This is a genomic window from Aneurinibacillus danicus, assembly GCF_007991215.1.
Classification (GTDB): domain Bacteria; phylum Bacillota; class Bacilli; order Aneurinibacillales; family Aneurinibacillaceae; genus Aneurinibacillus; species Aneurinibacillus danicus.
Map to the genome: position 1 here is coordinate 1 of NZ_BJXX01000109.1, position 12923 is coordinate 12923.

Below are 12923 nucleotides of genomic sequence, written 5' to 3' on the forward strand. Positions count from 1 at the left end.
GCATTTTCATATCGGGGTTGCGGCTGAGACGCCATGGTCGTTTTCTGTGCCGATATAGCCAGCTCTGTGCTGTTTTATTCGTGTGTAAGAAATGTGTATACTAACATACAGAAGTAAGAGGATAGGAAGGTAGAGAGCCAAATTATGAATGTGCATGAAATTCTCGAACAGATTAACGAACGCCTGCTGCGGCAACTGGCCGAAGTAAACGGGTGGCCACTTTCGCAAACGGAAGATGCTGCGCTTGCTATAGACGAACTTTCACATTATATAATCAGTTCCGCTGCGATAGAGCGTACCTGGCTTACGCTGACCGACGAAGAGAAGGAGATGCTGCTGTACTTTTTGTTTCGTGTCGGCCGGGATATCGTTACATACCGGCAGATGGAGGAATATGCCAGATTGGCATCACCGCTTGCTGCCTACAGCGGTTTGACAGGGCTTCGGCGCCGCGGTCTGGTGTATACGCTGCGCCGTTTATGGGGAGAGCTTGCATACTGCCTGCCGGATGATATGGGCACTGCATTTCGAACCTGGCTGCTGTCTCATGCATGGCGTGAACGCGATACTGGTATAGGTACTTTGATTGACGGTTGGGATACGGTATCCGTACCGCTAAGCAGCGTGCTGTTCCGCCTGCTCCAGATACATCGGCACCAACCGATCGCGCTGACGAAAAAAGGGACGATGACAATGAAAACCCGTCGGCTCTGGCATCGTGTCATTCCATATCCTGAAGAAGCGTTTGGATCCGTTGTGTCCGAAGCAGCGGGTGAGGAAGGGCCGCGTGATCGTTTTTTACTTGGGTTATTGCTTTCGCTTGGCCTGCTTCGCAAACAGACAGCAGATGGTGTAATGCAGTACACGGTAGACGAGGCGCGGGCGGCGGACATATTCCGTGGCCGGGAAGCTGCGGTGCAGCGCCGTCTCTACCGGGAGGTGAAAGAAAAGCTTAGCCTGCTTCACCCCTGTTATTCTATAATTTTGGATTGGATGGAAGCCTCCCGGGAGAGTGTCTTTTCACTGCAGGCTTTACGGGAGGCAGAATACGACCTGCTACAGGGCACGGTTTTTGCGGGAAAAGACAAGCACTGGGAAACATTCGCAGAAGAGGTGGCTCCGCTGCTTGTGCTGTTCGGTTTTGCTCTAAAGAAAGGAGAAGGAGAGGAGGCTATATACTCCTGGGTTCCGGATCTGTTTACCGCTGAACAGGAACAGGAGACAGGGATGTACACAGGAAGCGGGTACGTCCAGCCCACCTTCGAGGTTTTGCTATTGCCGCATGCACCGTATGAAGTTCGCTGGGAACTTGGTGCATACGCCGAGCTGGAGGAACAGCAGGAAGTGTGGCGGTTCCGCTTGACGCAAGAATCCGTTCAGACGACAGAGAATGAGAAAGAGAACAATCGCCTGCTCGGGCTTTTGGAACAAATCCACCCCGATGTGCCAGCGAATGTCCGGGAACAGTTGAGCCAGTGGCTGCGCGGCGGCTCATATGTAATGCTTGCACGCGTAACAGTGCTGCGCTGTCCTGATACAGAGACTGCTACATGGCTTGCGGCGGACCGCGAGATGGCGGATTGCCTGCTGGAGCGGCTGAACGAACGGGATTTTCTGGTGGAAGAGGAAAAACGAGAAAAATTAGAACAGGCACTCGTACGAAGAAATATAAGGATAAGCGAACAGAAGGCGGCCAGACCAGAAACAGACAAAGCACAAAAAGCGGAAGAAATGATATCCTCTTCCGGCGGGTTAGAAAACGGATATAAAGTTGAATCCATATTTCCGGCTCTCACAGACGTGCTTCCGGAGCTTAAAGAGGTGCCTTCAATATGGTATAAGAACTTCCAGCGTTACCACCACTCTACGCTGCGTAAACTAATGGAGTCAGCCCGGTCACTCGGAGTTCCATTATCCGCGGAAATCGACGGTCAGCCCGTGGAAAACATACGCATTCTTAATATAAAGGCTGGAGAAGGGCAGTATTGCTTGACATTAGATGTAAGCGGCACAAGAGAAGACGTCCAGCTGGAAGATATCGGCCGAGTCAGGTTGCTTTTCCCTGCGCTTCCTGGCCAGGACTAGGCAGGGGATATGTGACGTGATACAATAATATAGAGGTGAGATTATGTCAAGCCAGATGATGACTTTGTCACCGCTCGATTTTCAAGAGGTCATGGAGCGTGCTTACCGTATCGGCGAGCTGCTTACAGGCTCCGAAGAGATGAAGCGGTATCTGGAGTCCCGCAGAAGGATGGAACAGGACCCGGAAGCCGAGGCGAAGATTGCTTCCTTCAATCGAATGAAGGAAGTGTATGAAGAGGTACAGCGATTCGGGAAGTATCACCCGGATTACAATAAAGTCACGCGTGAAATCCGCCAGAAGAAGCGCGAGATGGAGCAGGTAGCGTCTGTAGCCGCATTCAAAAAGGCCGAAGACGAACTGGATGAATTGCTTTATCGAGTTAGCCGTACGATAGCCGATGCTGTGTCGAAGAGCATTAAAGTACCGAGCAACAATCCATTATATGAGATGATGGGTGGTTGTGGCAGCGGCGGTTGCGGTACGGGGGGCAGTTGCGGCTGTTCTGCGAAATAGTTAGGTACCCCCGGTGTGCGGGGCATAGAAGAAGTGAGGCGGCAGGCTGCTCCTTTCGCCGACACAGGGCCGTCTGAGTGATCAGACGGCCCGTTTCTGCCTTGTATACCGAATCTCTTAACCGGAAGTGCAGGGGCTTTAGAGCTGAATTTATAAGTAATAAAGTTGTCACTTCTTCTTACAGATAGGTCCTTGATGATGAATATCACCAATGCTACTATACGAAAAAGGAGAGTCGGAGAATGAGAGAACACCGTGTCGGGCTTGCGGTTTACGTCAAAAACACCAAGGCAGCCCGCAATTTACGCAAGTTTGGCAACATCCACTACATATCCCGTCGTCTGAATTATGTAGCAATGTACACCGCTGCAGATACATTGGACGAGACGATTGAACGCATCTCCCGGCTTGACTTCGTTACAAGAGTAGAGAAATCGCACCGCCATGAAATTCCGGTTCATTATGACAATGCCAGGCCGGATAAGGCAAAAGAGTTCGACTATAAGATGGAAGAATCACAAATTTTATCCATTATACGTGGTGGAGAGCAGAGCAGATAGATTGGGGAGGGGAGAGGCAGCCTGATGAATTGGATGTGGAACATTCCTATTTTCTTGCTTGCTGCAGGAGTACTTGGCTTTATTATGTATATCGTATTGAGTGACGACCAGAAAAAAACGCATTAATTTCGGAAGTCAGCAACCTAAACAAGGGTTGCTTTTTTGTTTAGATTAGCCGAAATACAAAGAGAGAAAAGAGAAATGGATGAGGGGATTATGCAGAATCATATCAAGAGTAAGCTTCGCTTTGTTTCCCTAAGCGTAATTACGCTGACGTACTTTTTTGTGCAGCATCATTCCACTTTTTCGTCCGTGGTATTCTGGGGATTAACACTGACAGGTTGGATGATTGGGGTTGTCGTCTATACCTGGAAAGGCAAAAAGGCGGAAATGTTTCTCGCTTCAAAAGAGCAGATGCTTCGCGTACTGGACTTTATTTTTGTTCTGGGATATATGTGGGTTACCGGCGGGGTAGATGAGAGCCCGTATTTAATTCTAATTTATCTTGGCATTGCTTCCGTTGGATTATATGACGAGAAGCGAGTTGGGGTGCTGTATTCGTTTTTGGCGGTCATTGTGTTAATTGTTTATGATTGCGGATATACCTACATATATGAAGGGCAATGGCGCACGTCTACGAATGCGCTGTCGCATATTTTTATGCTTCCTGTGTTTGGTGTAATGGCAAATTTACTCATCTCGCATTTTCAACGGATAAAGAAAGAAGAGCAAATCGTGCTGGATGAGCTGGTGACAAGCCTGGCAAAGGCTATCGGAAGCAAGGATTCTTATACGCTCGGCCATTCGACGCGCGTGCAATTGTATTCGCTTGCTCTGGGAAAAGAGCTGGGACTAAACCAGGATGACATGTTTACGCTCAAATATGGCGCGCTGCTGCATGATATCGGAAAAATCCATATTCCTTCTACGGTATTGAACAAGACGGGAAAACTGACCGAGGAAGAATGGCTTGAATTGAAGGGCCATTCCCTTGAAGGTGCGCGTATCGTCGGCGGGCTGAAAAAGTTGAAGGGCGTACGCGATATCATTTTATACCATCATGAGAAATACAACGGACAAGGGTATCCGCACGGACTAAAAGGCGAGGAAATTCCTCTTTTGGCGGCGATCGTAAATGTCGCCGACTCATTTGACGCCATGACGTCTTCCCGTTCTTATAATACACCGAAATCGATCGAGGAAGGAATGGCGGAAATTAAGCGCTGCATCGGCACACAATTCCATCCGAAGGTTGCAGAAGCTGCACTTTCTCTCTATCAAAGAGGGAGATGGCCGCAGCCCAAGCAGGCAGCGCGCTGCGAAAATGAAGAATTTGCGTATGAGCGGGATGAAGAAGAAATATAAAAATGTGGAAAAAGTGCAAATGTGCTGAAATTGTTACAATTTACCTTCTGACTTGCTAACATGGGAAAAGTTTTGGTTGTACAATAAAAGTGTACAGAAAAACCTGCAGCGAGGAGGAAGAAGAAATGTTTAAGAAGATCCTGGTAGCGATCGACGGTTCGGAGATGAGCGACAAGGCGCTGGAAGCCGCATTATCTATCGCGAAAGAACAAGGGGCGAAAGTCAGCCTGCTGCATGTAGGAAAAGAAGTTGTTGTGCCGCCCTACATGGTTGGGGAAATGGTGTATATCTCCAGGGAATACGACATTGATTTTGATGAGGCGATGAAGAAAGAAGGCGAAGAATTGCTTGGGCAGGCGAAAGCCAAAGCGGAAAAACAGGGGATCGAGACGGAGACGATTTACGTTAAAGGAGATCCGGCTCGCCAAATCGTCGAACAGGCGGAAGAAAATGGATACCAGCTCATCGTCATCGGCAGCCGTGGTTTAAGCGGATTCAAAGAATTGATGCTTGGAAGCGTTAGCCATAAGGTTTCACAATTGGCAAATTGTCCGGTTTTAATCGTAAAATAGCATAGAATGCAGATAGGAAACCGTACCGGTCAGGTGCGGTTTCTTTTTTGTGGTATAGGAAAGTATATTTCGCTTTACAGTGATAAAGCAAAATACGTGAGTTTTTCTCATTATAGTTTAGCAAAAAACAATTTGATAATTGGTAAAATATGGTATAATTTGAAGAAAGGAGGGAACAATATGGTTGAGGATGTTACCGGATATGTTACAGAGCTCATTCAGAGAGGGATTCGATACGGTGCAAGCGATATTCATCTTGAGCCGACAGCGGAAGGAATTGTCATCCGATTTCGCCTGGACGGGTATTTGCAGGAAATTGAAGAGAAAGAAGAAGGATGGGGACCGCCGCTCGTTTCTCGTATCAAGCTTATGAGCGGGATGGATATCGGGGAAAGGAGGCTGCCCCAAGACGGAGGATTTGCCTTTCAAGTCGGCAAGGGGGAAGAACATCGCTCCATTGACATACGTGTTGCGACTTTGCCCACCATCCATGGCGAGAAAGTTGTGCTCCGCCTGCTGCCGCATGAGACGAAATACCAATCGCTTGCTTCGCTTGGCATGAACGGAGAGAACGTTTTTCGGGTACGCGAGATGCTTGCGAAAGCACAGGGCATGATTCTCATTGCCGGCCCGACCGGCAGCGGCAAAACAACGACGATGTATACGATGCTCCATGAGCTTAAACGGCACGGCCGCAATATCGTATCGCTAGAGCAGCCGGTTGAATACCGGATTCCAGGCATTAATCAGGTGCAAATTCATCCGCGTGCCGGACTGTCGTTTCATGAAGGGCTTAGAGCGGTCCTGCGCCAGGACCCGGATGTGATTCTTGTCGGTGAAATCAGGGACAAGCCAACGGCAGAAGTGGCGGTGCGTGCCGCGCTTACCGGCCATCTTCTCATCTCAACGATTCATACGCTGGATGCGGTAGGCACAGTGCTTCGTTTGTTGGATATGGGAATTGAACCGTACCTGGTCAGCTCTGCGCTCACCGGCGTTATCGCGCAGCGGCTCATCCGCAAACGGTGCCATCATTGCTATGGGCAGAATGCGGAATGCGCAGCCTGTCATGGTACCGGGTTTCGCGGACGGCTTGGCATTTATGAAGTATTGCAGATAGAAGAAGAATTTCACCCTTATATTCTTAATCGGTGTTCAGCAACGACCATTCGCCGTTACCTGGAGAAGAGCGGATTTGTATTTCTTTCTTCGCTTTTGGAACAGAAAATTGTGGAAGGGGTGGCTGAGCCGGGTGAGCGGGAGCTTTATGAAGCGTATGCGGGAAGAGACAGGGTGGTCCGATGAATCACTGGCCCGTTTAAGCCAGCGACTTTCTTATTTGCTGGAAGCCGGAATTCCGCTTTTGGACAGCCTTCAGCTTACGAGCGATCATTTTGCCCGCCGGGAGAAACAGCAAATCTTGCATGTACTTGAACGGCTTGAAGCGGGTGCTCCATTGTCGGTAGCGTTTGAACAGATGAAGGTACCGACATTGTTTCTTTCGCTGATTACGGCAGGTGAACAGCACGGCCAGTATGCTTCCAGCTTCGCATTTGCCGCGCGTTATTACCGCAGGCGTGCCGCCTGGAGACACCAGGTATATCAATTAATTAGTTATCCTCTTTTGTTGCTTATCCTGTCCCTTGTTTGCCTTTGGTTTTTACTCCACATGATTTTGCCTCAAATTTCCTCAATGTATAGCGCGATGAACCTTTCACTTCCACCGTTGACTCGATGGTTACTTTATGCTTTCTCACTGATTCCTTCTTATGCTGTTTCACTTGCCGGCGTGTTGATCTTAGTCCTGTGTACGGCATTGATTATTCACCGGAAACACCAATTGGTTCCGCTATTGTTAAAACTGCCTGTTATACGATATTGGATTACCTTGCAGTATAGTCACTATTTTGCAATGCAGGCGGGACTTTTGCTTGAAGCAGGCATTTCTATTCTGGAGATATGCCGCTTATTTCACCAAAAAGCACCGTGGTTTTTACTGCGGAAAGTGGCGGCGGCAGTAGAGAATGAGCTACGGCACGGATTTTCGTTAAGCCATGCATTGGGTGCGCATTCTTGTTTTACCAAAGAGATGGTCCGCTATATCGAATTGGGGGAGGAAGGAGGGAGAATGGGAGAGTGTTTGCTGTTTTACAGCGAACAGATAGAAATTCATATCAAACAGCAGCTTGAAAAGGCGATGCGGTGGTTAGAACCAGTGATACTGATTGGGGTAGGCGGAATTGTGTTTGTCGTTGTTTTATCATTTTTTTTGCCGGTTCTGCAGATGATGAATGAGGTGAAATGATCAGAAGAAAGGTGGAAGTAAAGTGAAGCGTAGAAGAAGCCGGAACCCGCAGGACGGATTTACGCTGATTGAGCTGCTCATCGTAATCGCGATTATGGGCACGTTCTTAATGCTGGCGCTGCCTACGTATAAAGGGGCGGTCGCCAATGCGCAAAACCAAAGTTGTAAAGTAAATAAACGGATGGTTATCACTGCTCTTGAAGTATATGCGGCCGAGAACGGAGGGGCGTATCCGGCACAAGCGACCGCACTGACAGACTTAGAGAATAAAGGGTATCTTCGGGAGGTTCCGTCCTGTCCTTTGGGGGGAACCTATTCAGTGGAGATTTCGTCTGACGGAAAGAAAATTGATGTGAAGTGCAGTCGCCATGACGCGTCATCATAAGAACGGATTCACGCTGATTGAAGTATTGATTGTCGTCGCTATTCTTGGCGGTGTCCTGGGCTTTGCAATTCCTTCGGCCATGCAAATAATGCGTCATATGCAGGGAGATCAGTTCATCGAGACATTGAGCGCAGATTTATATCTTGCCGCAAATGAAGCATTAAGCTATAGGGGAATAGTCCGCGTGAAGTTTGAGCCATGGAACGGGATATACGTGGTGCATCGAATATGGGAAACATACCAAAAAAAAGTGAAGATTCCGGCCGGTTTTGTGGTTTCATATAACTTTGGTGACGGTACGCTCATTTTTAATGAGTTAGGGCATGTGCTTCAGGGAGGAACCATTACTGTTGTTTATCCGAATGGTGTTGCGAAGAAAATTACGGTTTACATGGTAAGCGGCCGTTTTGCGATAAGCACGGCATAACGGAGGGGAAAAATGAGAGAAGATGGATTCACTTATATTGAAGCGCTGCTTTCCCTTGTACTGTTTGCCATATTCGTTCTGGTTATTCAGGCGACACTCTACACTACAATGCGGGAGAGAGCAGAGCGTACGGCGGAGACGCAAGGACAGTTGCTTGCCTGCTCACTGCTGGAACAGTGGAAAGCCGGTCATACGATTGATGCAGGCGAAAGGGAAAACGGAGGCAAGCGCTATCGTATACGGATGATGCCTGTAAGGGTGACGGAAATGGTAGAAAAGTGCGAGGTGCAGGTGCTTTGGGAAAGCGAATGGACAGGAGAGAGGCGGATTGGATTCACAGGGTATCGATTTACACCCGCAGTCTCTGCAACGCCAGGGGAGTGACCCTGTTGGAAGCATTGCTTTCCTCCGTTATTTTATGCACGGTGCTGCTTTCGGTTTTATTCTGTTTTACCGGGGCGCAGCGGCATTTTACCTATGCAAAGGAAATAGCGGAATTGGAGGCGGAGGCGCGCGGGTTGTTTTCTTATATGGAAACGGAAATGCGCCAGTGTAAACGGTTTGAGAGAGTGGGCGACAAACTTTTTCTGACTCATCTGAGCGGAATGAACATCACATATCAGAAGGTGGGGGAGCAAATTATTCGGCGCGTAAACATGGAAGGCTATATTATCATTGGACGGTATGTGCGTGTTTTTCAAGTTGAAGCGGAGGCAGGCGGGTGCCGATTTTATGTCGAGCTAAAGAAAGGAAAGGCGACCTGGAGGGGAAGCCGGTTTCTCGGGAAAAGAGTGGAGCTTGCGGAAGCGAAGTGATATAATGCAGAATAGTTTAACAAATGTGCGTGGCGCGACGCTGTTTATGGTGCTCGTATATGTGCAAATCATGCTGCTTGTCGTCCTGCATACGTTATCGTTCCTTAGTCTGCTGCGTCCCATCTCCCGTAATGATCAGGAGCGCATGCGGCTTCATTATATCGCGGAGGCGGGCGTGTTTATGACAGCTGAAAGTATATTAAAGGAGCCTGGCAACTATGCGCTTCGCGAATATCGGATCGAGGATGCCGTGATTCAAGTCATGGTAGAGGCGCGTGGGACAGACGAGGTATGGATGATGGCGGCTGCAAATTCTTCGTCTCGCACTACGCGATTATGGGCGACCATGAACAAAACCACGGGAAAGATAACGAACTGGAGTGAATTCAAAATTGACAATTAGGCAGCTTATTTTGATTGGTTTTATGGGAACAGGAAAGACAACGATCGGCAGCGCGATTGCCGAGCGCACCGGCTGGGACCAGGTGGATATCGATCATCAGATTGCCGAAGCCGTAGGCAAAGAAATCCGGGAAATCTTTGCGGAAGAAGGGGAGGATGCGTTTCGTGCGCTTGAATCCCAGGTGTTAGAACATGTGCTTGCGAGTCCGGTTTCGCAAATTGTGACGACCGGGGGCGGCGTGGTTACCCGCCCCTGCAATGTAGAGATAATGAAACAACGCGGGCTAACGGTGGCGCTCACCGCAGAGCCGGAGACGATCATCGACCGGCTGCGTGCTGATACGAGCCGTCCGCTGCTCGCCGGTGATATGGAACGGAATGTAAGGCGGCTAATGGAAGAGCGTGCCGGACTATATGACTTTGCTCCGGTACGGCTTTCCACTGACGGTAAGAGCGTAGAAGAAATCGTGGATGAACTCTGGGCGCATCCCGTTTTTCAGCGCTTTCTGGCAGAGAACGACTGAAAAGGGATAGAAGCGGACACGCTATAACTAACAGGGTAAAGCAAGGAGGCGTGTCTGATGTCTTCGCAGGAATATGTAAAATATCTGGCTCAACGTTTTGTCAAATACATGGAAACTCCGAAAGAGCAACGGACCAAAAAGCCGAAAGAAAAGCTTTTGTATCGCTGGTTTGGTATGCTGCCACTTTCACTTAGCATGCTGATTCGCCGCAGACGAAAGTAATAAAACAAAAACCGAACCGGCCGGGTTCGGTTTTTGTTTTATGAGTGCAGCTGCTGTAAATAAAACAGGCCGCTGTTTATCATCTCGACTTCAATGCGCGGTTCATACTGCCAGCGCAGCTCGTCCAATCGCTTTTCTCTGTGTTTTGAGGAAGACTCCTCGCCTTCTTCCCCGGCGGCTTTTTTGGCGGCGTAGAAGTGTTCGGTTTGCGTCAACTCTGCTGCCAGGCGCCGGCGCGCCTCTTCGGCCCATGACTTGTCCTCTTTTTCTATCAGGCTCTGTGTATACTGCTCGAGGCGCTGTACCGCTGAGTCCACGCTAAAAATCGGACGCATCGTATAGGCATAATCCGGCAAAACCGGCAGCATGCTGCGTACTTCGAGCATATCGAAGAAGTTCTCCTCAATCTGACCATGAAGTAAATTAATGCCGAGTGAGACAAGGCGATCCTTCTTGCGGTCGCAGATAAAGGAAATCTTATAATTGACACCAAGCCATGGAGTAAGCGCGGTATGTGCATCTGCCGCAGCGAACGGTACAGTATGTTCGTACAGGCGGATATAGCGGCCGTGCCGACGCGCAGATGCAAAAAATTGCTGAAGACGCGGAGAGCCAAACGCAATGTCTTCTCCGTTTACCCCGGATGGCAGGGCACTACGATCAAATACAAGCGTCATATACATCGGCTGCGGTTCTAATTTCAGCCGCTCTACATACGTCCAATAGAAGGGGCGATTGCCCAGGTCTTTATCTACTTCCACCGGAAGCTCGACCGTAAAGTAGGCAGGATGCGTCTCTTCATAACGGGCCTGGTGCGCCGCAAAATACCGCTCCAGAAAAGAGCGAACTTGTGCTTGATTCATGGGAGCACCGCCCCTTCCCATGAATCTGAAGCAGGCTGGATAGATTCCATGCTCTGACGTACGGATTGGATGACCTGGCTTAAGTTGTCCATTTTGATAGCTAACTCGCCTTCGCTTTTCGAAGACAGCAAAATATCAATCACGCTTTTCTCCAGCGATTTATTCAAATGGAGCCGATCGATAATCGTATCTAATTCTCCGATTACCATCTCGAACAGATTAATTTTTTCATAAAGTAAATGGAGGATTTTTTCCTCGATCGTGCCCCGGGTCGCAAGATTGTAAATATAAACGTCACGTGTCTGACCAAGGCGGTGTACACGGCCGATCCGCTGCTCGACCCGCATCGGGTTCCACGGCATGTCATAGTTAATCAGACGATTACAGAACTGCAGGTTGATTCCTTCCGCACCGGCTTCGGTAGCGATAAGCACCTGCGCCCGGTGTTCGAACAATTGGCTCATCCAATCTTTTTTACCACGCTTAAATCCGCCGCGAAACAAGACGGACGTAATGCCGTGCTGGGCCAGGATATACTGCAGGTATTCCTGGGTAGCGCGGTATTCGGTAAAAATGATGACCTTATCGTCCGATTCTTTGATGATCTCGAGAACTTTCTCCGCTTTCCGGTGCGTTGTTACCTGCTTTAATGTTTCGATGAGTTCACGAATGCTCTGCCTAAGCGGCGACGACTCGGGTGCGCGGTTATGCATGTTAACCAGTGTCATAAATGCGGCATCCCGGCTGCTGCAGATTTCGCGCTGCAGCGTAATCAATGCAAGCGGATTTTTGTGGCCCTCTTCATCACTGTGATAGCGATCCTGTACAAAACGGGTAACTTGATCGTAGAGCGCTCTTTCTTCCGACGACAGCTCAATAGGAACCGTAATAACGTGGCGGGCAGTGAATTCCACTTTGCCGTCGGCGCGCCGATTACGAACCATAATCTTTTTCAGTTCCTGCTTGAGGGTTTCATTGTTTTTAACCTGCCGTTTTCCCTGTACGTAACTTTCCTGGAATTGAGTGGATTGTCCCAGGTGCCCCGGCTTTAGCAGTGTAATAAGGTTGTATAGCTCATCGAGTTCATTTTGAATCGGTGTCGCTGTAAGCAGCAGGCAATATTTTTTCTTCAACTCCTGAATGAACTGGTAGTTTTTCGTATGCTTATTTTTGAGTTTATGCGCCTCATCAACAATCACAAGATCATACGGTTGATTAAGCACAATCTCACGGTGAGGGGGACGTTTGGCGGTGTCGATGGACGCAACGATTACATCATATTGTGTCCACATATATTCTTTTCGCTGCGCCGCCGCCGGAATGGCGAATTTGCTGCTCAGCTCCCGTACCCACTGCACAACGAGGGAGGCAGGCACAAGAATAAGCGCTTTTTGGACCAAACCACGCACCATGTATTCTTTTAGAATTAATCCGGCCTCAATGGTTTTTCCCAGGCCCACTTCATCGGCAAGCAGGGCGCGGCCGTGCATGTCACAGATGACTTTCTGCGCCGTTTCGATCTGGTGGGGGAGCGGGGTTAGGTACGGCAGGTGACGCAGGCACTGCAGTTCATTGAAATCCCCGATTGCGCAGGCGCGGGCTGCTTCCCATGCCAGGCGGTATAATTCGCGGTGATGCCATGGTCCGTCTTGCTGCATTCTTGTTTTAAAGCTATCGATCCAATCCCGCTGAAACGTAATAGGGATGTCCGTCATGTTAAATCCACCCTCCTAAGTCTTATGGATAGGATGCACGAAAAGGAGAGAATCTATGTAAAAATTTGTTTGAGGTTGTTTCAAAGGAGGAGGGGAAGGGAAAAAATACTGTAGTCTTTAGACAAAAAACCACCATGGCATCTCAGCCGCAACCCCGATATGAAAATGC

General features: G+C 49.0%; 16 protein-coding genes. 14 read left to right on the top strand and 2 right to left on the bottom strand.

Translation table 11 applies throughout. The features are described from left to right. The first annotated feature begins 144 nt into the window (after positions 1-144). From ADA01nite_RS12210 to ADA01nite_RS12275, 14 genes are all read left to right on the top strand, one after another. A complete protein-coding gene (locus ADA01nite_RS12210; protein ID WP_146810250.1) occupies positions 145-2085 on the top strand; it encodes a hypothetical protein in 1941 nt (646 codons plus the stop codon). Between the two features lie 43 nt (positions 2086-2128). Beyond that, a complete protein-coding gene (locus ADA01nite_RS12215; RefSeq protein WP_307724486.1) occupies positions 2129-2599 on the top strand; it encodes a YlbF/YmcA family competence regulator in 471 nt (156 codons plus the stop codon). A gap of 242 nt (positions 2600-2841) precedes the next feature. Next, entirely contained in the window at positions 2842-3159 is a 318-nt protein-coding gene (locus ADA01nite_RS12220) for a YlbG family protein (RefSeq protein ID WP_146810251.1), read from the top strand. Between the two features lie 201 nt (positions 3160-3360). Then, entirely contained in the window at positions 3361-4524 is a 1164-nt protein-coding gene (locus tag ADA01nite_RS12225; RefSeq protein ID WP_146810252.1) for an HD-GYP domain-containing protein, read from the top strand. 125 nt (positions 4525-4649) lie between these two features. Beyond that, positions 4650-5096, top strand: a complete 447-nt coding sequence (locus ADA01nite_RS12230) for a universal stress protein (RefSeq protein ID WP_146810253.1) — start codon at positions 4650-4652, stop codon at positions 5094-5096. Between the two features lie 180 nt (positions 5097-5276). Then, entirely contained in the window at positions 5277-6401 is a 1125-nt protein-coding gene (locus ADA01nite_RS12235) for a GspE/PulE family protein (protein ID WP_170230258.1), read from the top strand. After that, complete coding sequence (locus ADA01nite_RS12240) at positions 6349-7401, top strand: type II secretion system F family protein (RefSeq protein ID WP_146810255.1); 1053 nt, start codon at positions 6349-6351, stop codon at positions 7399-7401. Before ADA01nite_RS12235 ends, ADA01nite_RS12240 begins: the two co-directional genes overlap by 53 nt. 22 nt (positions 7402-7423) lie before the next feature. Further along, a complete protein-coding gene (locus ADA01nite_RS22850) occupies positions 7424-7786 on the top strand; it encodes a competence type IV pilus major pilin ComGC (protein ID WP_146810256.1) in 363 nt (120 codons plus the stop codon). Next, positions 7770-8213: a GspH/FimT family pseudopilin gene (locus tag ADA01nite_RS12250; protein ID WP_146810257.1), complete on the top strand. Its 444-nt coding sequence runs from the start codon at positions 7770-7772 to the stop codon at positions 8211-8213. Before ADA01nite_RS22850 ends, ADA01nite_RS12250 begins: the two co-directional genes overlap by 17 nt. A gap of 12 nt (positions 8214-8225) precedes the next feature. After that, a complete protein-coding gene (locus tag ADA01nite_RS12255; RefSeq protein ID WP_146810258.1) occupies positions 8226-8597 on the top strand; it encodes a type IV pilus modification PilV family protein in 372 nt (123 codons plus the stop codon). 5 nt (positions 8598-8602) lie between these two features. After that, a complete protein-coding gene (locus tag ADA01nite_RS12260; protein ID WP_146810259.1) occupies positions 8603-9028 on the top strand; it encodes a ComGF family competence protein in 426 nt (141 codons plus the stop codon). A gap of 4 nt (positions 9029-9032) precedes the next feature. Continuing rightward, the gene (locus ADA01nite_RS12265) at positions 9033-9431 is read left to right on the top strand and encodes a pilus assembly PilX N-terminal domain-containing protein (RefSeq protein ID WP_146810260.1); all 399 of its coding nucleotides are present in this window, start codon (positions 9033-9035) and stop codon (positions 9429-9431) included. Continuing rightward, on the top strand, positions 9421-9954 hold the full coding sequence (locus ADA01nite_RS12270; RefSeq protein ID WP_246147321.1) for a shikimate kinase: 534 nt from the start codon (positions 9421-9423) through the stop codon (positions 9952-9954). Before ADA01nite_RS12265 ends, ADA01nite_RS12270 begins: the two co-directional genes overlap by 11 nt. A 57-nt stretch (positions 9955-10011) precedes the next feature. Next, positions 10012-10176, top strand: a complete 165-nt coding sequence (locus tag ADA01nite_RS12275) for a YqzE family protein (RefSeq protein ID WP_146810261.1) — start codon at positions 10012-10014, stop codon at positions 10174-10176. 38 nt (positions 10177-10214) lie between these two features. Here the strand turns inward: ADA01nite_RS12275 and ADA01nite_RS12280 are convergent, their stop codons facing one another. Continuing rightward, entirely contained in the window at positions 10215-11039 is an 825-nt protein-coding gene (locus tag ADA01nite_RS12280; protein WP_170230259.1) for a YqhG family protein, read from the bottom strand. Further along, complete coding sequence (locus ADA01nite_RS12285) at positions 11036-12754, bottom strand: DEAD/DEAH box helicase (RefSeq protein WP_146810263.1); 1719 nt, start codon at positions 12752-12754, stop codon at positions 11036-11038. The genes ADA01nite_RS12280 and ADA01nite_RS12285 overlap by 4 nt, the downstream gene beginning before the upstream one ends. Between the last annotated feature and the right edge of the window lie 169 nt (positions 12755-12923).